Here is a 19,087-nt window from a genome sequence, read left to right as displayed (position 1 = left end):
AGTATAGCGGCGCAGTCTGTCCATATGCCGGGCGCTTCCCGGCTGGGGGCGTCACCTTTGCAACGGGGGCAGCGGTAATGGGCGAACAAAGTACATATTACCTTGCTGTAATGAGAATTAATTGCAATAATCGCGGGTCTCGTATTCTCCGTTTCCATTGCAAGCCATGTCTTTGTCCAGCACGTTCGCGAACAGCCACCCAGGTGGGCGCAGGTGGATTGTTTTCGCGGTTATTGCCGTAGCGCTGGTACTTGGCCTTGTGCTGTGGCGGCATTTCATGCCGCGTGTCAGCTACGAAACCGCGGCGGTTAAAAGAGGCGATATTCAGGCTACGGTTCATGCGGTGGGAACCTTGCAGCCGCGACGCTATGTCGATGTGGGCGCGCAGGTATCAGGGCAGGTCACCCGGCTGCATGTGCAGCCGGGCGATATTGTCGAGCAAGGCCAGTTGCTGGTGGAAATCGATCCCAGTGTGCAGCAGGCCGTGGTGGATGCCGGGCGCGCCGCCATCGCGGGGCTGCGTGCCCAGTTGGCTGAGCAGCAGGCGCGGCATAAATTAGCCCGGTTGCAGTATGCGCGCCAGCAGCGGCTGGCCGCGCGGCAGGCCACCCGGGCGGAAGACGTCGACGCTGCGCAGGCCGAGCAAGCCTCGGCCAGTGCCCGCATGGATTATCTGCGCGCCCAGATTGCGCAAATGCAGGCCAGCCAGCGCGCCGAGGAGGCCAGGCTGGGCTATACCCAGATCTATGCGCCCATGGCGGGTACGGTCGTATCGGTGGAGGCGCGCGAAGGCCAGACACTGAACGCCACTTATCAAACGCCCAATATCCTGCGTATCGCGGATTTGTCCGGCATGACGGTCTGGACAGAAGTCTCCGAAGCCGATGTGCGGCGTGTCAAGGCAGGCCTGCCCGTATCCTTTACCACCTTGGGCGGGGTCGAAGATGTCCCCAGAAAGTGGCAAAGCACGGTGCGGCAAGTCCTCCCGGCGCCGCCGTCCTCCACCTCTGGCGAGGCCGCATCTACGTCCGCGCCCGCAGCGGGAACCAAAGCCGTCACCTACACCGTACTGTTCGATGTCGACAATCACGACGGCGAGCTCATGCCGCAGATGACGGCGCAGGTGTCGTTTGTCACCGCGCAGGTCGGCCAGGTGATTGTCGTGCCGCTGGCTGCCTTGCTCTCCGCAGACGGGAAATATATGGCGCGTGTTATGGCCAGCGACGGCACAGTGCGCTCGCGCCCCGTGCGCCTGGGCGTGCGCAGTCGCCTCGACGCCGAGGTGCTCGACGGGCTGGCCGAAGGCGAATCGCTGGTCATTGCGGAACAGGTGCGCGAGGCTGGCCTGTCATGGCTGCAATGGTAAATGCCATGAGTGCTGTATCACACGACGCTGTTCCCCTGATTGCATTGGCCGCTATCCGCAAGCAGTACGGTGGCACGGGTGATGTGCCCGCCGTCGAGGTGCTGCACGGCATTGATCTGACCATTCACGCAGGCGAGTTCGTCGCCATCATGGGTGCTTCGGGATCCGGCAAATCCACCCTGATGAATATTCTTGGGTGTCTGGATCGCCCTTCGTCAGGGCGCTATGCGTTCAACGGGCAAGACGTCGCCCTGCTGGATGCCGATGCACTGGCCTGGCTGCGGCGCGAAGCCTTCGGCTTTGTCTTTCAGGGCTATCATCTGATCCCCACCGAGTCCGCCCGCGAAAACGTCGAAGTACCGGCCATTTACGCGGGGGTTGATGCCGCAGCGCGTGGTGAGCGCGCGCAATCTTTGCTTGCTCGCCTTGGTCTGGCCGATAAAGCGGATAACAGGCCGCACCAGTTGTCCGGCGGTCAGCAGCAGCGGGTATCGATTGCGCGGGCCCTGATGAATGGTGGCCGCATTATTCTGGCGGATGAGCCAACCGGCGCGCTGGACAGCCACAGCGGCACAGAAGTCATGGCTTTGTTCAGAGAACTTGCGGCGGCCGGGCATACCGTTATCCTCATCACGCACGACCGGCACGTGGCCGCTCAGGCCAATCGCATCATCGAAATCCGTGATGGCTGCGTCGTGGACGATACCGGGCAGAACCCCGGCACGTCCGCCAAAACGATGCTGGCCGCCTCTCTGCGCATGCCTTCAGCGGCGACCGGGCGCGCTACCCGCGAAGACTTTCACGAGGCATTGCGTACCGCGTGGCGTGGCATGCGTATCAATCGCTCTCGCACCTTTCTCACGCTGCTTGGCATTATTATCGGCGTTGCATCCGTCATCGTCATGCTCGCCGTCGGCGAAGGCGCGCGCCAAAAAGTCATGGATCAGATGGGCACGCTGGGGACCACCATCATGTACATGGGCAGCCGTGTTCCGCCGCAGGGGGGCGCGGCAGGCCTGATTACTGCGGAGGATCTGGCAGCCATCGAGGCGCTGCCCGACATCCGGCGCGTACTTCCCGTGATCGGCGATCCCGTGATGGTTCGCTACGGCAACAAGGCCCGCAATCTTTATGTGTTTGCCTCGGGCGAACATATGCCGGACATTCATCACTGGAAAGTCGCCCAGGGGCGGTATTACACCGCCGCCGAAGACCGTGAGCTTGCGCCACTGGTGGTGCTGGGGCATGAAGCCAGACGCCAGTTTTTTCCCGACGAAGAGAATCCGCTGGGAAAGCAGCTGCTGATAGGCAGTGCATCGTTCGAGGTCATAGGCGTCATGCAGGAGCGGGGGGCAGACTCCGGGGCGCAAGACTACGACGACATGGTTTTCATCCCCTATCAAGCGGGGCGCGCGAGGGTATACCAAGCGCAGACACAGCCAGACTATGTCGTCATGGACGCCGTATCCGCAGACAGCGTCATCCAGGCCGAGGCGGCGGTCAGGCAGCTTTTGCTGGCGCGCCATGGCGGCCAGGAAGACTTCAGCATCGGCAACGCCGCGGCGCGCCTTCAAGCCGAAGCCGCCACGCGCCGCAGCATGACGATGATGCTGGGGCTGATTGCCGCCGTATCACTTTTGGTCGGCGGCATAGGCGTGATGAACGTCATGCTCATGACGGTCAAGGAGCGTACGCGCGAGATCGGGATACGCATGGCAACCGGCGCCCGCCAGCGCGATATTCTGCGCCAGTTTCTGACAGAGTCTGTGCTGCTTACCGTGACGGGTGGTGTGTTGGGTCTGGCTCTCGGGTTGGCCATTGGTGCTGTGCTCATCGCTGCGAACGTTCCGATAGTGTTTTCGGTCACGGCCATGCTTGGGGCATTTGCCTGCGCGGTTGCGACGGGCGTGTTATTTGGCTTCATGCCGGCGCGAACGGCGGCGCGGCTCGATCCGGTCGTTGCGCTGGCAGGAGAATAATGTGCGAATGAACGCCTTACGCGGGATTGTCGTAGGCGCGCTGGCGCTCAGTGGCTGCACCGTGCCGCCATCGCCGCCCGCGTCAGCGCCTCAATTGCCCGAGCGCTGGCGGCAGGTGTCGTCCGCGCAGGCCTCGCCATCAGTTTCAGCGCCCGCGCTCCTCCCTGCTGGAGCGCCTGGGGATACGCGGGACTGGTGGCAGTCGTTCGGCAGTGGCGAGCTCAATCGCCTGATTGCCATTGCCCAGACGCAAAGCCTGGAAATAGCGACAGCCGTGGCGCGCGTGCAGCGCGCAGAGGCCAGCGCGCGCCTGGCTGGCGCAACGTTGTTGCCCGACCTGTCTGCGGGCGTAGAGGCGGGCAGGCAGGGGCGGTTGGGCGGCGATGCATGGGCTGAAGGCACGCGGTACGCAGTGGGGCTGAATGCGCAGTACGAGCTCGACTTATGGGGCCGAAACCGCGCTGACTACCAGGCCGCGCTGGCCAGTGTGCAGGCCAGCCGCTTTGATCAGCAGAGCGTGCTGCTTACGGTAACCGCAGGCACGGCAAGTGCATGGATACAGGCAGTATCGTTGCGCGAGCGCCTTGGCGTAAGCCAGCTCAATCTGCAAAGCGCAGAGCGTGTGCTGCAGTTGGTTCAGTCACAAGTGGAGGCCGGCTCGGCCATGGCGCTGGCGCTTGCTCAGCAGCGCACGCTGGTCGCCCAGCAGCAGCGTCAAGTCCATGCGTTGCGCCAGCAAGCGCAGCAGGCAACAACCGCGCTGGCACTGTTGCTGGGCCAGGCAGGCGATATGACGCTGGCCACAGACAAGCTGGACGCTTTGTCTTTGCCATCGATCAACGCGGGCTTGCCGTCGGCCCTGCTGTTGCGCAGGCCTGATATAGCGGCCGGAGAGGCCCGCCTCAGTGCAGCCAGCGCAGATGTGGCTGCAGCGCGTGCTGCGCTGATGCCTTCTCTGAGTCTGTCGGGTTATGTGGGCGGCGGCGGCCAGCGTTTATCGCAAATTCTGGAGAATCCGCTCTATTCACTGGCGGCCAGCCTGACCGCGCCCATCTTCAATGCCGGCCGACTGGCCGCCGGCAGGGATCTGGCTCAAGCTGATCGCGAAGCACTGCTTGCGCAGTACCGTCAGAGTATCGTTGCCGCGTTTGCCGATGTGCAGGTCGCACTGGATGCGCGGGCCGGCTTGCAGGCTCAAGAGCTCGCCCAGCAAGAAGCACTGGTCCAGGCAGAAGCGGCCTTGGCACTGGCCGATGCGCGCTACCGCGAGGGCGCGGAAACATTGCTTGTGCTGCTCGACGCGCAACGCAGCCTGTACGCGGCGCAGGACGAAGCGATACAAATCAGGGCGGCCCGGCTACAGAATGCCGTGGATCTGTATCGCGCGCTGGGCGGTGGATGGCAGCGAGAGACCACCGAACACTAACCACGCAATACCCCGCCTCTGTTTGAGGCCTGAAGCCGGGTAAGGCCAGGCCCAATCACAAGTCTTCCGCGCGCAGCTGCTCGGGGCTTTTGGGAGAAAGCAGGCCGGGGGCGATGTCGAACACCGTCTTGGCGCCAAACTGCCCGGCTTGATGCAGACGATGCACCGCACGCGCGTACGCCACCAGCACGCTGGAGGTGAATTCGGGGTTGCTGCTCAATGCGAGTCCATATTCTATGGTCTGCACATTGCCATTTCCCGTGTTGCCTGATCGGATCACGACGCCGCCGTGAGGCATGGCGCCATGGTCGCGTTGCAGTTCTTCGTCTGTAATGAAGGTCACCGTCGTGTCGTACTGGTCAAAGTAATGCGGCATGGTCACGATGGTGTTCTTGACGGCTTGCGGATCGGCATCCGGTTCCAGCACAACAAAACATTCGCGTGTGTGTTTCTGCCGCACAGAAAGTGTCGGTCGTGAGCCGCTGCGCACCTGGTCTACAGCGTCCTGCACGGGAACGGTGTACTGGACGCCTGCAGCGACGCCAGGCACTCGGCGTATGGCATCTGAGTGCCCCTGGCTCAAGCCTTTGCCCCAGAATGTATAGCTGGCGCCGTCAGGCAACAATGCTTCGCCCAAGACGCGATTGAGCGAGAACATCCCGGGATCCCACCCTGCCGAAATCAGGGCGGTTTTGCGGTTGGCTTTTGCGGGCGCATCGACCGCGGCAAAATACTCGGGAATCCGCGCGTGGGTATCAAAGCTGTCCACTGTGTTGAACAAGGCCGCCAATTCCGGGCCCTGTCGCGGCAGATCCTCTTTGGAACCGCCACAGAGAATCAAGACGTCAATCCGGTCGGTGTGTCCGGGCAAGTCGTCCATGGAATATACCGGTGTCCCGGTTTGGCTTGCCTGGACTTGCGCGGCAGGCCGGCGTGAGTAAATGCCTGTCAACTGCATGTCTGCGTTCTTGGCAACGGCGGCTTCTACTCCGCGTCCCAGGTTGCCGTGGCCGGCAATGGCAATTCGAATGGGCTGTCCCATGGCATATTCCTTAATGTGTTGAACGAGTTGTGTGCGCCGCGACCTGTAACGCTGATCAGGACACCAGGCAGGCACAGCAGCCGCGCTGCGGATAAAAACATGGCGGCAGTGTAACCAACGCAGGGCAATACCCTAGCACAAACCCCTAGATACCAATTTTTTATGAGCGAGTACTGTATACAGTATTCAATACTCGGCCTCCCGCTGTATGCCAGCCCAACTCGTACAAATCACGCCCGCCCCCGATCTCGTAGACCAGGTGTACCGCGCCTTGCTTGACGCTATCTGTACGGGGGCGCTAACCCCGGGCGAGCGGCTGGCGCAGGAAGACATCGCCCAGCGTATGGCGGTCTCGCGCCAACCTGTGCTGCAGGCGCTGCGCTTGCTTAAGAAGGATGGCTTTGTACAGGACGCTCCGGGCCGGGGGGTATTGGTCACCCCGCTGGATCCTGCATGGGTACACCAGGTGTACGAAGTTCGAGGCGCACTTGACGCGCTTGCCGCACGCCTGTCCGCGCAGCGACACGCGCGCATCGCGCCCCGGCTGATTGAGCGGGGGCGGCGTGCAGCGCGCGGGAGCGACGTGCAGGAAATGATCGATGCCGATCTTGCATTCCATCATGCGATTTACGAGGCATCTGGCAACGTGTTGATCGGACACAGCGCCGAGCAGCACTGGATGCATTTGCGCAGGGCCATGGGCGCGGTGCTGCAGTCGCAACCCCAGCGTGAGGCGCTTTGGGACGAACATGAAGCGATCGCGCAAGCGATTGCCGATGGCGATGCAACCCGCGCCGTGCAACTCAGTGAAGGGCATGTGACAAAGGCCAGCAAATCCCTGAGTGACCGGCTGGCGCAGTTATTCACCCCTCTTGCACAAGGAGACAGACAATGAAGCTGACCGAAGCACAGCGCGCCCAGTTCGAGCGTGATGGTTACCTGTTTTTTCCCGGACACTTTTCCGCAGAGGAAACCCGGGTGTTGACTGATGCAGTGCCGGCGCTGTATGCCGAGCGCGAAGCCTGGAACGTGCGAGAGAAAGACTCGGACGCGGTGCGCACGAACTTTGCGGCGCATTTGCATAGCGAGCCTTTTGCGCGGCTGGCGCGGCATCCGCGCATGGTCGGGCCCGTCATGGACCTGTTCGGTGAATCGGTCTATATGCATCAGTTCAAGATCAATGGCAAGATGGCGTTTGAGGGTGATGTGTGGCAGTGGCATCAGGATTACGGCACCTGGCTTAATGACGATCAGATGCCTACCGAGCGCGCGATGAATGTGGCGATTTTTCTGGATGACGTGAGCGAGTTCAATGGCCCGCTGATGTTTATTCCGGGCAGCCATCGCAAAGGCGTTATTGACGCGAAACACGACCTGACGACGACCAGTTATCCGTTATGGACGATCGATAATGCGCTGATTGGCCAGCTTGTGGATCGCGCTGGCGGCCGTGAAGGCGGCATTGTTGCGCCCAAGGGGCCTGCTGGCTCGATGATATTGTTCCACAGCTGTCTGGTGCATGCGTCGGGCAGCAATCTGTCGCCTTTTAACCGTGTGGCGGTTTACCTGAGCCTGTGCGCGGTGAGCAACCATATCCGTCGCTTCAAGCGACCGGAGTATATTGCGCATCGCGACTTCACGCCGATAGAACTGCTGCCCGACGATTGCCTGCTCAAATCCTATCCTGTTGAGGTGCCCTGGAAAAACGGTCTGCCGGACAGCGCATTGCAGACCTCGCTGGAAACGATAGAGTTGGTGGAGAGCTGAATCATGAGTCTGTACCAAAAACTGATGCAGCGTGAGGCCGAAGGCCGTCCCGTGCGCGTGGGCCTGATCGGTGCGGGAAAATTCGGCGCCATGTATCTGGCCCAGGTGCCGCGGACTCCCGGCGTGCATCTGGCCGCCATCGCGGATCTTTCGCCGGACAACGCCCGTGCAAGCCTGGCTCGGGTGGGCTGGAAAGACGACCGCACGCGGGCGACGTCCATGCAACAGGCGCTGGCGCAGGGCAGCACCTGGATTACCGAAGACTGGCAGGCCTTGGTACGCGAAGACGCGATTGATATTGTGGTCGAGTGCACGGGAAATCCAGTTGCGGCGGTGTCTCATGTGCTGGCAGCGATCGAGCATGGCAAGCATGTTGTCAACGTGACCGTGGAAGCCGATGCGTTCTGTGGGCCATTATTGGCTCGCCGAGCGGCGCAGGCCGGTGTCATCTATTCGCTGGCGTTTGGTGATCAGCCTGCGCTGATCTGCGATTTGGTCGACTGGGCGCGCACCTGCGGCTTTCCCGTGATTGCGGCAGGACGAGGACACAAGTGGCTGCCGCATTTTTCCGAATCCACGCCAGAGACGGTATGGGGCCACTATGGTCTTACCCCGGAACAGGCGCGGCGCGGCGGCCTGAATCCCAAGATGTTCAATAGCTTTCTGGACGGCTCCAAGCCCTCTATCGAGAGCGCCGCCGTCGCCAATGCGACGGGCCTGAGCGTCCCTTCCGATGGCTTGCGCTATCCGCCGGCGAGCGTCAGGGATATTCCGTTTGTGACACGGCCCGTGAATGAAGGCGGTGTGTTGGAGCGCAAGGGCATGGTAGAGGTTGTGTCCTCGCTGGAAGCGGACGGTCGCCTGATCGATTACGACATTCGCATGGGCGTATGGGTGACGGTTGAGGGCGAAACAGAGTACATCCGCAACTGTTTCGAAGAATACAACGCGCATACGGATCCAACAGGACGCTATTTCACCCTGTACAAACGCTGGCATTTGATCGGGCTGGAGGTTGGCATGTCGGTGGCCAGCGTGGCGCTGCGCGGCGAGGCAACCGGGGTGGCCACATGCTGGCAGGCCGATGTCGTGGCCACTGCCAAGCGGGATCTTCAGCCGGGCGAGCTGCTGGACGGCGAGGGCGGCTATACCGTCTGGGGCAAACTGTTGCCGGCAGAGCGGTCGTTCGCGCTGGGTGGGTTGCCGCTCGGCCTGGCACACAATGTCAAGCTGGTGCGCCCGGTGAAAAAGGGCCAAAGCCTGAGCTGGGAAGATGTGGCGATGGATACGAGCACGCCTGCATATGCGCTGCGCAGGGAAATGGAGACGGTATTCGGGCAGGCCTTTGCGGGGGAGCTTGTTTCGCAATCGTAGTGAACGTTTCCTGGCTACCCGGGCCGGTGGTCTCTGAGAGACAAGCCCGAAGCCTCGCCACCGTGTAAAATCACTGGTTTTTGACCCTGGTGGTATGGTGCAAGAACTGCCCCGGCACACAGGCGTGCGCGGGCCGGCGTTGGTTCGCCTGCTTGCTCGCCTGACAGACGCCGATGTCCCCGAACCCAGACAACTACTGTCGGACCGCCTGAGCCAATGGCTCGGTTGGGCCGACGCCATTGCGTTGTCTGCGGCTTTGAAGGGCGCGCCGCCAGCAGTGCCTGCCGATCGTGTACCTGATGAAGACGGGCAAGACGACTACGCCAAAGTGCGGGCTGCACTGGAGAGTGCGATCGCCGCCAGCAATGCGCCGTCCGTCCCCAGGCATCGGGGGCAGCAGCGCGCGGCCTTGCGTGCCGAGGCAAGGCCGCCTGTGCAGGTCGATTACGCGACTTACCGACGGCGGTATCGCTCGCTTCAGCAAACCATGGAAACCAGCATTGCCAGTCTGCGCACGCGTTTGCGCACGACGCTGGCCGCCATGACGCCAGACATGGCTCGTCTAGCTGTGGTCGATGCCGCCATGGAGCAGACGCTGGGCGAGCGCGAGCAATATTTGCTGGCAGGCGTGCCAGCGTTACTGCAAAAGCATTTTGATCGTTTGCAGGCGGCAGAACAGGCGGTGCTTGCTGGCGATCCCGCGCCGCAGCAGGCTGGCGCGAACAAGCCAGGCGCATGGCTGGATGTTTTCTGCAAGGATATGCAGCGCGTATTGCTCGCCGAGCTGGACATTCGTTTACAACCCGTCGAAGGGCTGGTGTCAGCCCTTCGTGCCTGTCAACCCAGGACCTTATGACCCGATTCCTTCATTTCGTTGTTTTTGCCCTGGGCCTGGCGGTCACGTGCTGGATAGGCGCCAGTTATGTCGCCTCCAACTCACTGGCGCTGTCTGTCACGATTCTGGTGGGTATTGTTTATCTGGTCGGGGCCCTGGAGCTGTACCGCTATCAACGGGCCACTGCGTCGCTGGTTCAAGCGTTGGACGCGATGCCTGACGCCGTGGTCAGTCTTGACGAATGGCTCGCCCGCCTGCATCCCAGCTTGCGAAACGCGACACGGCTGCGCATAGAAGGCGAGCGCGTAGGCTTGCCGGGGCCTTCCCTGACGCCCTATCTGGTGGGCTTGCTGGTGCTGTTGGGTATGCTGGGGACATTTCTGGGCATGGTGGCCACCTTGCGCGGCACCGGGCTGGCGCTCGAGGGCGCCACGGATCTGCACACCATCCAGGCCTCGCTGGCCGCGCCGGTCAAGGGCCTGGGCTTTGCCTTTGGCACCTCGGTGGCGGGCGTGGCCACCTCTGCGATGCTGGGCCTGCTTTCTGCCTTGTGTCGCCGTGAGCGGGTGCGCGCGGCGCAGATGCTCGACACACGCATCGCGACAACACTGCGCCCCTACTCCCAGGCTCACCAGCGTGAGGAGAGCCTCAAGCTCATGCAACGACAGGCCGATGCGATGCCCGCTGTCGTGGATCGGTTGCAGGAAATGATGCAGGCCATGGAACGGCACAGCCAATCCCTGAACGAACGTATCGAGCAGCATAGCCTTGCGCTGAGCGAGCGCATGGAGCGGCACGGCCTCGCGTTGAACGACCGCATGGAACGGCATACCCTGGCCTTGAACGAGCGTATGGCGCAGCAGGGCCTGGCGTTAAGCGAGCGCACGGAGCAGCAGAGCCTGGCGTTAAGCGAGCGCGTGGAGCGCCAGAACCAGGCATTGAGTGAGCAGATGGAGCGGTACAGCCAGGCCTTGAATCAAGCGATGCAAGCGCAAAGCCAGGCCTTGAGCGAACAACTGGTTACCGGTCAGGGCGCCTTTCATGCCAATGCCGAGATGGTCTACGCCCGGCTCGCAGACTCCGTGGAGCAATCGCTCAGGGATGGCATCGCTGAAGGAGCCCGCGCGGCCAGCGCCTCCATCCAACCCGTCGTGGAGGGCACTATGGCCAGCCTCGCACGCGAAGCCGGCACGCTGCACGACACCATCGCGCAGGCGGTGCAGCAGCAGATGGACGGGCTGTCCACCCATGTCGAGCGAACAGTCAACGCGATGGCAGGCGTATGGGATAAAGCGTTGACCGGCCATCAGCAGGCCAACGAGTCGCTGTCCCGGGACTTGCGTATGTCGCTGAATGGGTTTACCGAATCGTTCGAGCAAGGAGCGACCCGTTTATTGGATGATGTCTCCACGCGTTTGACTGGCACAGCGGATGCCTTGTCGCAGGCCTGGGGCCAGGCGCTCGACGAGCAGGCGCAAAGCAGCAACAAGCTCGCGGGCGACAACCAACAGGCCTTGATCGCCACTGTCGCGGCCTTTGAACAGCATGCCGCCTCGCTGGTTGGCACCATCGATCAATCCCATCATGAATTGCGGACAGCGCTGATTGAACAGGATGAGCAGCGCCTGACTGCCTGGACGGCGTCGCTTGGCGCCATGGCAGACGCTCTGCGCCAAGAGCTGGCGCAGTCCAACATACATGCGGCCAGCCAGCAGCAGGCCATTTGTGATGCGTTGGCAAAGACTGCCAGTGCGGTTTCATCCGAAACCCAGGCGCATGCCAGCGCCACCATCGCAGAAATCGAACGGCTTGTGCAGGCCGCCGCGCAAGCTCCCAGGGCCGCCGCAGAAGTTGTCACAGAAGTGCGCCAGAAGCTGTCCGACAGCATGGCTCGCGACAACGCGATGCTTGAAGAACGCAGCCGTCTGCTTGAGACTTTGGGAACCTTGCTTAATGCCGTCAATCATGCGTCCACCGAGCAGCGTGCCGCCGTGGATGCACTGGTTGCGACCTCCGCGGATATGCTGGAGCGCGTTGGCAAGCAATTCACCCACAGCGTGGAAACCGTCACCGGCAAGCTCACTGACAAGGTGGATGCTGAAACAGCCCGCCTCACCCATGTTGTAGAGACGGGGACGAGCAAGTTCACCACCATGGTCGAGGCCGAAACCGGCAAGCTTGCGGGCAGCGTCGAAGCTGAAACCAGCCGGCTCAGCGGCATTGCCGCGCAGGTGACCGGCAGCGCCGTAGAAGTAGCGAGCCTGGGCGAAGCATTCGGCAAAGCGGTGCAGTTATTCAGTGAGTCGAATGCGTCGCTGGTGGAGCACTTGCAACGCCTTGAAGCGACGCTGGACAACTCCATTACGCGCAGCGACGAGCAACTGGCCTATTACGTGGCGCAAGCGCGAGACGTTGTCGACCTGAGCATGATGTCGCAAAAGCAGATTATGGAAGAACTGCAGCAACTGGCCAGCCAGCGCGTATCCGCAGGCACTGAAGCGGTATGAACGACGAGATCGACGCAGGCGTAGAGCCGACGGTACCGGTATGGGCGGTCTTTGGTGATCTGATGTCGGTGCTGTTGGGCGCCTTTGTCTTGATTCTTGTCGGCGTCATTGGCGTGCAGGTGGAGCTGTCTGCGAGACTGAACGAAGAGATCAAGCAGCGTCATGAAGAAACGCAGCGCCGCAAAACCCTGGAACAAGCACTTGCCCGTCCCCTGGCCGAAGGGCGTGTCACCCTGGTTGACGGGCGCATCGGCATCAGCGGCAGTGTGCTGTTTGCATTGAATTCGGATCAGTTGCAGATCGAAGGCCGCGAGGTGTTGAAAACCCTGGTCGAGCCCTTGTCTGAATATCTTGAATCCCACGACGAGGTGTTGATGGTCAGCGGCTTTACTGACGACCAACAAGTCAGGGAAACAAATCGCCGTTTTGCCGACAACTGGGAACTCTCCGCCCAGCGGGCGCTTACGGTCACGCGCGCCTTGATCGACGAAGGCATTCCTTCTTCTCTGGTGTTTGCAGCCGCCTTTGGCGCGGAACAGCCCGTGAGCTCGAATGCCGACGAAGCGGGGCGGGCCAGAAATCGACGGGTAGAAATAGCGCCCGTTCCCAGGCCCCATCTTGAGTCGGTAAAGGCGCCGTGAGCAGCGACGGCACTTCTGGTGTTCAAGACGCATCCGATATCCAGGCTGCGCTGGATGCCTGGCGAGCGCGCCGCGGCGATGCGAAGGACTCTGTCCGCCTGTATTTCATCGAGGCGCTCGCCGCGCGCGCGGCGAGCCAGACCGGCGCCGCCAGGGCGCTGCTGGATCAGCGGTTGGCGGAGCTGCTACAGCATGATGAGACGCTACCGGCCGGCCCGCTTCAGCAAATATCAACTACTGTCCCGCCCGCGCATCGCCCCCTCGCGGAGCTGCTCGCTTATCTGGGCAGTCAACCCAGCGGCGATTCCGCTGATCCTGCGCCGCAAGATTTGGCCCGTTTGCGCGCCACCTATCCCGAGCTCTCGGTGATCGACTACTTTCGCGATATCTGGTCTCGCCTGAACACCACACGCCAACTGAAACAATCGCAGGAAAAAGTGCCTCATAATGCAGGCCCGCTTAATTCAAGCAGTCTTGTGCATCGCTCGCTGGCCTTGATGGGAGAGCTCTCGCCCGGATACCTTCAGCATTTTCTTTCCCATCTGGACGCCTTGTCCTGGATGGAGCAGATGAAGGATAGCGGTGCTGAGACCGGCAAGGAGGGCCAGCGCATGACGACGGCAAGGAAGAGCGGGAGGCGTTGAGGATGCCTTCTGTGTCCTCTTCCCTGATATCTCCCAAGGCCGCCTCGTCTGCCGATGGCCCCTTGATCTTTGCTGTGGCACGGCCCACTGGTGATGCGCGGATGACACGTCCGCATCGACACGCGCGTGGCCAACTATTGGGGGCGATGCGAGGTCTGCTGTCCATCGATGCCGATGGCAGCCAATGGGTTGTGCCGGCAACGCATGCGGTGTGGATACCGCCCGACATCGAACATGGGCTGCGCTCGCACGGACCTTTCGCAGGATGGAGTGTTTATGTCGTGCCATCCGCGTGTGCAGACCTGCCTGGTCGTCCTTGTATTCTGGAGACCTCTGGCTTGTTGCGGGCGGCTGTCTCGCGTGCTGCCGATTGGCCCAATACAGGCCGCGCGCTCGACGCCGCGCAAATGCGTATTGCTGGCGTAATCCTCGATGAAATCCGCAGCCTGCCGCACGCGGCGCTTGGGTTGCCCATGCCTCGTGACAGGCGGCTGCTTAAAATCGCTCGGGCATTGTCTGCCCGGCCCGGCGACGATCGTCGCATGGAGGAGTGGGCTGCCTGGGCCGGCATTGCGCCGCGTACGCTGACCCGACGTTTTGTGGCGGAGACTGGTTTCAGCTTTACCGAATGGCGCCAGCGGGTGCGTTTGCTGCGGGCGCTGGAAATGCTGGCCTCGGGCGAGTCAGTCACAACGGTGGCGCTGGAATTGGGCTACAACAACGTCAGCGCTTTTATCGCGTTGTTCCGGCGAGCATACGGCGTGACACCGGGGCAGTATTATGGTGTCCGAACTGTGGCATGCGCTGGATGATGTGCTGTGGTTTTGGCGCCTCGATACTCCTAACCTGCAGTATTCCGGTCAGGCTCAGCTGACTTGTTCGGCATCGACGCCGCGACGCCGCCCGCCCATACTCGCGGTTTTCGATCGGCCCACGGCATAGCCTGTTCCAACTGACCAGCGAGCCGGAACAATACATCCTCACGCCCGAAACCTGCGGCGAATTGCAGCCCGACAGGCAGGCCGCTGTCAGCGTCGGTGCACAACGGCATGGACATGGCAGGCGTGCCGGCCATATTGAAGAATGCGGAAAAGGGAGCATGGCTCAGGACGTGATCCGTCCAGCCGAGACCGTCAAGGCGTTCCGCGCCTTGCTGGTAGAGGCCCAGGCGCAGCGGCATTCCGGGCAGGGTCGGGGTGAGGAGCACATCAAGTTCGTGGAACCACGCACCGATGGCGCGAGTCACCGTATTGCGTAAGTCCAGGGCGTGCAGATAGTCGGCGGCGGACACATTAATGCCGTATTGGTAGCTTGCAAGTGTCGCAGGTTCCAGTGTATCTGGCGTTAATGGCCGCCCCGTCGCTGCGGCGATGCCGTCTAGGCCGTTAGCCAGCCATGCTGTCCAGATGCTGGTGGTCGCGTGAACGAATGCGTCCCAAGATGCTCCGGCCGACAGCGTTACCGGCTCCACCCGATGACCCAGGTGTTCCAGACGGAGCGCGACACGCTCGACGGCATCAACCATGGTTCGCTGGCTTCGGGCGCCATTCCAGGCGTGCGCCATATAGCCTATCCTTAATGTTCCCGGCGCCAGGCCGACTTCGCGCAGAAATCCATATTGCGGCGCGGGCGTATAGTAGGGTTCCCCTGCGGGTTCGCATTGAATTGCGTCGAGCAATGCGGCGCTGTCCCTTACGCTACGGCTCAGCCCCATATGGGTTGCCATGGCGCCGAGCACTTCATCGGCCATTGGGCCGGAGGAACTGCGACCGCGTGTCGGCTTCATGCCGAACAGGCCGGTATAGGCCGCTGGCACGCGAATTGAGCCTGCCGCGTCTGTTGCGTGCGCCAGCGGAACGATACCCGAGGCCACCGCTGCAGCGGCGCCCCCGCTTGAACCGCCCGCCATCAGTGTGGGGTCCCACGGATTGCTCGTCGCGCCTTGCTGCACAGACTCGGTTGTTGTGCTGAATGCCATTTCGGGCGTGGCGCTGCGTCCCAGGGTGACCAGTCCTGCCTGGCGAAAACGGCGCATCAGGCAGGAGTCTGACGGGGCCACCATGCCCTCGGCGAGCCGGCTGCCCAGCTCACTTCGTTTGCCAGCCATCGAGACGCCCAGGTCCTTGATCAGAAAAGGCACACCCGCGAGCGTGCCGCCCTGCATCGCGCGGGCCATGTCCCGGGCTTCGGGCGACCAGACTTCGACGATGGCGTTGAGGGTGGGATTGATGGCATGCGCGGCAGAGAGCGCCGCCTCGCTCAGCTCATGGGGCGTGACTTCTCCGGCGGCGACCAATTTGGCAAGCCCGATTGCATCATAGCCAGCGTATTCATTCAGCTTCATGTTTGACTCCAATTGTGGATGTCTGAAAGCATAATGAATGGCGAAATACTTGATTAGCCCTGATTTCTGGCAAGAACTGTGCCATGTGTTGCACAATAGGGCGGATCCTATCCGAGCCTGAGATATCTATGTCATTTGATCTGAATGAAACCCTTGCCTTTTTGCAAGTCGTGCAGGAGGGCAGCTTTACCGCAGCGGCTCGCGCTTTGCATCAGCCCAAAACCACCGTCAGTCGCCGAGTGCGCGAACTCGAGGCGCGCATCGGCGCCCAATTGCTGCATCGGACCACGCGCAGGCTGAGCCTGACGGACGCCGGGGCGCTGTATTACGAACATTGCAAAGACATCACGTCTAAGCTGCAGGACGCAGAAAATGCCGTTGGCCAACTGCAAAGCGGACCCCGCGGCTGGCTGCGTGTCACCTTGCCGTATTCATGGGGCATCAGTTGGATCGCGCCGATGTTGGCAGGTTTTCGCGCCAGATATCCTGATCTTCGACTCGAGATACTGGCTTCCCACGCGCCACTGGATCTCGTCAAGGAAAACCTGGATGTCGCGCTGCGTCTGGGTGTTTTGCCAGATTCCAGCTTGATTGCCGTCCGGCTGGGTACGTTTCCCACCGGCTTGTACGCCAGTCCGGATTATCTGGTCCAGCATGGCGTTCCCGATCATCCCGAAGCACTGACTCGCCATCACACCCTGACGCTGCATCAGGCACGCACGGATGCGGGCTATGCCTGGCCCCTGAGCCATCATGGCGAGCCGGCGCAGCGTTTCCCCGTGCAGCCTGTCATGGTGGCAAGTGATCCTGAGTTTCTGCGGCCTGCGCTCTATGCCGGCGAGGGCATTACGCTAGCCATGCATGCCAGCATGAAAGACGATATTGAGTCAGGCAAGCTTAGCGCCGTACTTGCGGATTGGTCCGGCCCGGAGCAGGCAGTCCATGCGGTCTATCCCCAAAGTCGCGTCATGGCTCCCAAGGTGCGGGCGTTCGTGGATTATGTGCGGGCCTATGCTTGTTGTGCTTAGACGATCGCCTTCCACGATGAACATAGCGCATGGGCGCACCCGCTGAACGCTTTAATGCCGCGCTACCAGACGCCGCAATGCGGCATCCTTAATCGACAGCACATCAAACAGACCTACGGCGCGCAAAGCAGGCAAAGCATCGACGATGTCACGCTCGGCAGCTTCTCGCTGCAGGGCATCCGCCGAAGGGTCGCACCAGAGCCTTACGTTGGCCAGGAAAGCACCCACGCTGCCTTTGCGGATCACGACACCATGGCGTTCGACGTGGTCGAGATTATCTGGAAGCAGGTCTTCTGCGCGCATGGTAGTTACCTCTCAGGATGGTTGGAAAGGTATCACTGTAGGCCGGCTGGTGTGGCGTGGCTACGTTGTATAAGACATTCAATAACGATTCAACGCCATTGTTGTTGTCCTTGACTTGGGCAACAACAATCGGGCGTGCGTGTCGCACGCCGACTGCTCAAGCCTCCTGAAATGCCAGAATCACATTCATGGCCGATGTGGGTGGGACGACGACGCGGTTGTTTGTTTCTTTCCAACCCGGCACAGCACCCGCGCGCAGCGCGTCGCGAACCGCATCCAGGGAGCGCGTGTAAAGCGTCAGGGCGACTGCGCGTTCGTCTTCGGCGGGAACCTCGTCCGCCGCAATTCCGTAGCGCTGCGCAATCGCCTCGCGCCTGAGGTAACGAACACGAGCCTTTCCTGCGTCGAAGAACACACCGCCATCCTCTGCGTTCAACACGCCAGGCCCGAACGCCTGCTCCAGCAGGTTCGCTGTTCTCGCGGGGCTGGGTGTGACGTACACGTATTCAGCAATTCCCTGTACGGCATTCGCATGCGTCTGCCATTCGGGCCGCCAGACCAGTTCTGGTGTCAGGTGGTGACAGAAAAACAGTCGACCATTCGGCACACTCGCTGCCTGTACATCAATCGTGCGAAACCGCGCTTCGCTTTCGGTGCCGTCTTCCAGGGTTATCGGGCGAGATAGTGGCTGTGGACCGTCACCTTGCAGCGGCACACGGCGCGCGGCGAGGCGCTGCCACAACGCGTCTGCCGCCGTGGTCTTGAACACAAGACCAATCAGCCCAGGCGGAAAAGGCAGGCTGGCCTTGTCGGCATTGCGTGGCTCCACGCCCATCAGTTCCAGATAGTCGGAGCCGAATATGGCCAGGTGATTGCTGGTGCCTAGCGAATGATGGCCGCGCGGTGTCAGCGTGAAGCCAAGGCGCCGATAGCAGTCAAGCGCGGTGTCAAGATGCTGAGCGACATTGATGACGATGTGATCGATGTGTTCTGTCATGAGAATGATTGGCCTTGTGGGTAGCACATGGGGTAACGCCTTGCTGCGCCAACGCTGGCATGAGTGCTCGTGGCTTGTATGGGTGAAACTGCCAGAGTATCCTCTCTCGTGAGCATGCTCTACTCAGCGCATAGCCATTAGGCAATGCGGATAATGGCGCAGGGCATCTACGATTAAATCATTATTGGCGCAGGTATGGCAGGTGTGCCACCCAATCTCAGGAGAACAAGGTGCGAGAACAAAAAAATTCCCGAAAACTCGTTGTTGCGTTGGCTATGGGCGTTGCTGGCCTGGCGTTTTCGGGGTGTACCACGACACTGCCGCAGAGTCAGCCAAAAACAATGGCTGAGCGGCACGCGAGTGTCGACTCGCGCGCCGACGATGCGCTCAATCGGCTGTACGAGATCTCTCCCGACGCGCGTTCGGCCGCCGCAAAGGCGAAAGGCGTGCTGATCTTTCCCAAGGTGCTGAGCGGCGGAATCGTTGTCGGATTTGAACGTGGTGATGGCGTGCTCAGGGTGAATGGCGCGCCCCAGGGCTACTACACCACGGCCGGCGGATCGATCGGCTTCCAGGCTGGCGCGCAATCCAGGGCAATTGTCATGCTGTTCATGACACAGGAAGCACTCGATGAATTCCGCAATAGCGATGGCTGGACCGTTGGCGCGGGTGCTACCGTAGCTGTCGCAAACGTGGGCGCCAATGGGGTGATCGATTCAGAAACGCTTTCCAAGCCTGTGGTCGCATTTGTGACAACCAATGCGGGCCTGGCGGCGGGCGTGTCGCTCAAAGGTACAAAGATCGCGAAAATGGTGGATGAAGGGTAGGCTGTTG

The 19,087-nt window shown here is 61.4% G+C and carries 17 protein-coding genes; 13 read left to right on the top strand and 4 right to left on the bottom strand.

Annotated features, from left to right (window positions below):
- Positions 1 to 166: 166 nt before the first annotated feature.
- Genes ERE07_RS04465 through ERE07_RS04455 form a run of 3 tightly spaced genes read left to right on the top strand, consistent with a single transcriptional unit; the run spans position 167 to position 4,771 of the window.
- Positions 167 to 1,366 carry an efflux RND transporter periplasmic adaptor subunit gene (locus tag ERE07_RS04465; protein ID WP_130007574.1) on the top strand — a complete coding sequence of 400 codons (1,200 nt, stop codon included), beginning with the start codon at positions 167 to 169 and terminating at the stop codon, positions 1,364 to 1,366.
- A gap of 5 nt (positions 1,367 to 1,371) precedes the next feature.
- Entirely contained in the window at positions 1,372 to 3,345 is a 1,974-nt protein-coding gene (locus ERE07_RS04460; protein ID WP_245153401.1) for an ABC transporter permease, read from the top strand.
- Positions 3,346 to 3,352: 7 nt separating this feature from the next.
- Positions 3,353 to 4,771 carry an efflux transporter outer membrane subunit gene (locus ERE07_RS04455; RefSeq protein ID WP_130007572.1) on the top strand — a complete coding sequence of 473 codons (1,419 nt, stop codon included), beginning with the start codon at positions 3,353 to 3,355 and terminating at the stop codon, positions 4,769 to 4,771.
- A 55-nt stretch (positions 4,772 to 4,826) separates the two neighbouring features.
- Here ERE07_RS04455 and ERE07_RS04450 read toward each other — a convergent pair whose 3' ends face one another.
- Entirely contained in the window at positions 4,827 to 5,813 is a 987-nt protein-coding gene (locus ERE07_RS04450; RefSeq protein ID WP_130007571.1) for a diaminopimelate dehydrogenase, read from the bottom strand.
- A 208-nt stretch (positions 5,814 to 6,021) separates the two neighbouring features.
- Between ERE07_RS04450 and ERE07_RS04445 the strand changes: the two genes are divergently transcribed.
- From ERE07_RS04445 to ERE07_RS04410, 8 genes are all read left to right on the top strand, one after another.
- Entirely contained in the window at positions 6,022 to 6,708 is a 687-nt protein-coding gene (locus tag ERE07_RS04445) for a GntR family transcriptional regulator (RefSeq protein WP_130007570.1), read from the top strand.
- A complete protein-coding gene (locus tag ERE07_RS04440) occupies positions 6,705 to 7,580 on the top strand; it encodes a phytanoyl-CoA dioxygenase family protein (protein WP_130007569.1) in 876 nt (291 codons plus the stop codon). The genes ERE07_RS04445 and ERE07_RS04440 overlap by 4 nt, the downstream gene beginning before the upstream one ends.
- A gap of 3 nt (positions 7,581 to 7,583) precedes the next feature.
- On the top strand, positions 7,584 to 8,954 hold the full coding sequence (locus ERE07_RS04435) for an NAD(P)H-dependent oxidoreductase (protein WP_130007568.1): 1,371 nt from the start codon (positions 7,584 to 7,586) through the stop codon (positions 8,952 to 8,954).
- Between the two features lie 94 nt (positions 8,955 to 9,048).
- Positions 9,049 to 9,810, top strand: a complete 762-nt coding sequence (locus tag ERE07_RS04430; protein WP_167670720.1) for a DUF3348 domain-containing protein — start codon at positions 9,049 to 9,051, stop codon at positions 9,808 to 9,810.
- Positions 9,807 to 12,296 (top strand): DUF802 domain-containing protein, encoded by a 2,490-nt coding sequence (locus tag ERE07_RS04425; RefSeq protein WP_130007566.1) that lies wholly within the window; start codon positions 9,807 to 9,809, stop codon positions 12,294 to 12,296. Before ERE07_RS04430 ends, ERE07_RS04425 begins: the two co-directional genes overlap by 4 nt.
- Entirely contained in the window at positions 12,293 to 12,937 is a 645-nt protein-coding gene (locus ERE07_RS04420) for an OmpA family protein (RefSeq protein ID WP_130007565.1), read from the top strand. Before ERE07_RS04425 ends, ERE07_RS04420 begins: the two co-directional genes overlap by 4 nt.
- Complete coding sequence (locus ERE07_RS04415) at positions 12,934 to 13,581, top strand: DUF2894 domain-containing protein (protein WP_130007564.1); 648 nt, start codon at positions 12,934 to 12,936, stop codon at positions 13,579 to 13,581. The genes ERE07_RS04420 and ERE07_RS04415 overlap by 4 nt, the downstream gene beginning before the upstream one ends.
- A gap of 2 nt (positions 13,582 to 13,583) precedes the next feature.
- Positions 13,584 to 14,393: an AraC family transcriptional regulator gene (locus ERE07_RS04410; protein WP_130007562.1), complete on the top strand. Its 810-nt coding sequence runs from the start codon at positions 13,584 to 13,586 to the stop codon at positions 14,391 to 14,393.
- Positions 14,394 to 14,422: 29 nt separating this feature from the next.
- Here ERE07_RS04410 and ERE07_RS04405 read toward each other — a convergent pair whose 3' ends face one another.
- Positions 14,423 to 15,925 carry an amidase gene (locus ERE07_RS04405; protein WP_130007561.1) on the bottom strand — a complete coding sequence of 501 codons (1,503 nt, stop codon included), beginning with the start codon at positions 15,923 to 15,925 and terminating at the stop codon, positions 14,423 to 14,425.
- Between the two features lie 128 nt (positions 15,926 to 16,053).
- Here ERE07_RS04405 and ERE07_RS04400 point away from each other — a divergent pair, with 128 nt between their 5' ends.
- Positions 16,054 to 16,953, top strand: coding sequence for a LysR family transcriptional regulator (locus ERE07_RS04400; RefSeq protein WP_130007560.1), 900 nt, complete (start codon positions 16,054 to 16,056; stop codon positions 16,951 to 16,953).
- Between the two features lie 51 nt (positions 16,954 to 17,004).
- Here the strand turns inward: ERE07_RS04400 and ERE07_RS04395 are convergent, their stop codons facing one another.
- Both ERE07_RS04395 and ERE07_RS04390 read right to left on the bottom strand, forming a co-directional pair.
- Entirely contained in the window at positions 17,005 to 17,256 is a 252-nt protein-coding gene (locus ERE07_RS04395) for a hypothetical protein (RefSeq protein ID WP_130007559.1), read from the bottom strand.
- Between the two features lie 157 nt (positions 17,257 to 17,413).
- The gene (locus ERE07_RS04390; protein WP_130007558.1) at positions 17,414 to 18,253 is read right to left on the bottom strand and encodes a VOC family protein; all 840 of its coding nucleotides are present in this window, start codon (positions 18,251 to 18,253) and stop codon (positions 17,414 to 17,416) included.
- A 230-nt stretch (positions 18,254 to 18,483) separates the two neighbouring features.
- Here ERE07_RS04390 and ERE07_RS04385 point away from each other — a divergent pair, with 230 nt between their 5' ends.
- Positions 18,484 to 19,080, top strand: a complete 597-nt coding sequence (locus ERE07_RS04385) for a BPSL1445 family SYLF domain-containing lipoprotein (RefSeq protein WP_425330949.1) — start codon at positions 18,484 to 18,486, stop codon at positions 19,078 to 19,080.
- Positions 19,081 to 19,087: the final 7 nt, after the last annotated feature.

The organism is Allopusillimonas ginsengisoli, from assembly GCF_004153455.1.
GTDB classification, from domain to species: Bacteria; Pseudomonadota; Gammaproteobacteria; order Burkholderiales; family Burkholderiaceae_B; genus Allopusillimonas; species Allopusillimonas ginsengisoli.
Note: the sequence above shows the minus strand (reverse complement) of the source record. Positions and strands in the feature narration are given on the sequence as shown.